Annotated in this window: 1 protein-coding gene; it reads right to left on the bottom strand. The window is 60.3% G+C overall.

The window, feature by feature from the left end:
- Positions 1-2,803, bottom strand: a 2,803-nt coding sequence (locus AC50Y5_RS32675; RefSeq protein WP_494865792.1) for a condensation domain-containing protein, incomplete at both ends; no start/stop codon positions are given.

Here is a 2,803-nt window from a genome sequence, read left to right as displayed (position 1 = left end):
GGACAGCAGCACACCGACGCGGTCTTCACTGCTCACGCCCTGCGCGCGCAGCCAGCCCGCGATGCGGTTGGCTTGCCCGTCCAGCTCGCCGTACGTCCACACGGCCAGTCCACTCACCAGCGCCGGATGCCCCGGCGTTCGGGCAGCCTGCTGCTCGAATAGCCCATGCACCGTCACGTTCTCAGGGAGCTCCAGCTCCGTAGCGTTAAAGTGCACCAGCAGCTGCTCCCGCTGCTCTGCCGTCAGCAGCTCCATCTGCGTGACCGGCACGTTCGGCTGGCTCACGATCTGTTCCACCAGTTGCAGCCAGTGACCCTGCACCCGCTCCATAGCCTCCTGTTCGTATACCTGTCCGTTATAGTCGAAATGTACGACCAGTTCTTCTCCAGGCTGAATCATCACATTCAGGTCATAATTCGTTTGTTCGTCTGCCTGCACGCTGGTAATCGCCAGTCCGCTCGCATCCAGGGAGGCTTCCGAGCTCGTCGGCATCGGATAATTCTCGAACACTAAAATATGGTCAAACAGCTCTCTCGTTCCGGTGCAATGCGCCTGGATCTCATGCAGCGGATAGTAGCCATAGGCTTGCGCAGCCAGCGCGTCCGCCTGCATCCGCCGCAGCACATCCGCCGCCGTATCCTGACCCTCGCACGCGACCCGGACGGGCAGCGTGTTGATGAACAGTCCGATCATGCTTTCCACGCCTGGAAGGTCGGCAGGTCGGCCCGACACCACCCCGCCAAACACCACATCCCGGCTACCGCTGTAGCGGTGCAGTAACAATCCCCATGCCGTTTGCAGCAGCGTGTTCATCGTTACGCCATGCGCTTTGGCCGCCGCCGCGATTCGCTCACTTTGCTCCCGAGGCACGACTCCGCTCACACGCCTCGCTTCATAGCCTGACGTCTGGCGCTGGCGTTTCGGGAACACCGCCTGTGCTTCACAGCCCGACAGTCGTTCCTTCCAGTAGCGCAGCGCCGACGCCTCGTCCTGCTCCGACAGCCAGCGGATATAGGCGCTGTACGCCGGACCTTTTGGCTTCTCCTGCTCCTGCCGCGCCTCTTCGTTACCCGAGATGCTGTTGGCGCTGTAGGCACTGTAAGTGCGCAGCACTTCCTCCATCACCAGCGGCAAGCACCAGCCGTCCATCACAATATGATGGAAGCTCCAGACCAGCTCGTGCGTATGCTCCCCTGTGCGGAACAACGCCACTCGCATCAGGCTCTCCGCTTCCACATCAAAGCCCTGCCTCCGGTCCGCCGTCCGCCACTGCGCCACGTCAGCTTCCTGCTCGGTGACGGGTTTCAGCGACAGATCGGCATACGCGAGCTGGAACGGTCGGTGGCGGTACACGACTTGCAGCGGCTCGTTTCTCCACCCGCTGTCGATGCTCGTCCGCAGCACCGCATGCCGCTGAACGATCGTTTGCCAGCTTCGTTCAAACGCTGCCACATCCAATTCCCCTTGCAGCGTTAGCTGCATCTGGTTCACATAAGCCCCCGCTTGCGGGTCCAGGCGGCTGTGGAACAACATGCCCTGCTGCATCGGCGTCAGCGCGTACACCTCCTCCATCTCTCCGATGGCTGCGCTTCGCTGCACCAACGCATCCAGCTCATCCTGCGTCATGTCAGGCAACCGCACATCGCTTGGCGTCATTTCCGTCCGCTCCTGCGCCATACAATGTGCGATCACCGCCTCCAAGCTTTCTTTCAACTGCTGCGCGAACTGCTCCATCGTCGCTTGGTGGTACTGCGCGGCGCTGTAGCTAACGGTCAGGCGCAACGTTCCCTCCGCGATCATCCCGTTGCATTCCAGCAGCGCGGCTCGTTGCCTTCTACTGCTGATCGCCTCTCCCGAGGAGAGCGGGGATAGCTCAAGCGCGCTGCGCTCCAAATCCTGATCAAACTGGCCCAAGTAATTGAAGGAAATATCCGGGTCACACGACCAGTCTTCTCCTTCCACCTGCTTGGACACATACCGCAGGAGGCCGTAGCCGACTCCTTTGTCCGGGATCGCTCGCAGCGTTTCCTTCACTCGCTTGATTTGCTGCGACAAGGTCATCTCTGGCTTCATCTCCAGCACCACCGGGTACGCGCTCGTGAACCAGCCGACCGTCCGGCTGACATCCAAATCCGGGAGGATCGTTTCCCTGCCGTGTCCTTCCAGCATGATCCCCACACGCCCCATACCGCTCCACGCCTGAACCGCCATCGCCAGGGCAGTGAGCAGCAAATCATTGATCTCCGTTCCGTAAGCTCGGTGCGCTTCTTTCAGCAGTTGCTGCGTCTGGACTTGCGACCACTCCACGGCCAGCGTTTTGCTAGTTGCTAGCGTTGAAGCTCCTAAAGCTCCTGAGGCTACTGGGGTTTCTGAAGCTCCTAAAGCTCCTAAAGCTCCTAAAGCTCCTAAAGCTCCTAAAGCTCCTAAAGCTACTGAGTCGTAATCCTTGGGCAGCGGCGGAACCGCCGTCTCTACGATCCGCTTCCAGTACGCACGCTGCGTCTCCATCGCCGGACTTCCTGCATAAGCGCTCCATTGCTGCGCCCACGTCTGGAACGCGTCCGTTTTCTGCGGCAGCCGGATGTCTTTCCCTTGTACCGCTTGCTCGTAAGCAGCGGCAAAATCTTCAAACAGAATTCGCCAAGATACCCCGTCCACGACCCAGTGATGAATGACAAGGAGTAAATGATCTCCATCCCCACATTGGAACAAGCCCAGCCGCATGAGCGGGCCGGTCGCTAGCGAAATGCTGCCTTGCAGCTCAGCGGCAGCGGCTTCGACCTTTTCGCTCCATCCGGGCTCA

This window comes from Paenibacillus sp. JT22N7 (assembly GCF_059383875.1).
The sequence above is the reverse complement of the archived record's forward strand: the minus strand, read 5'-3'. Positions and strand labels throughout refer to the sequence as shown.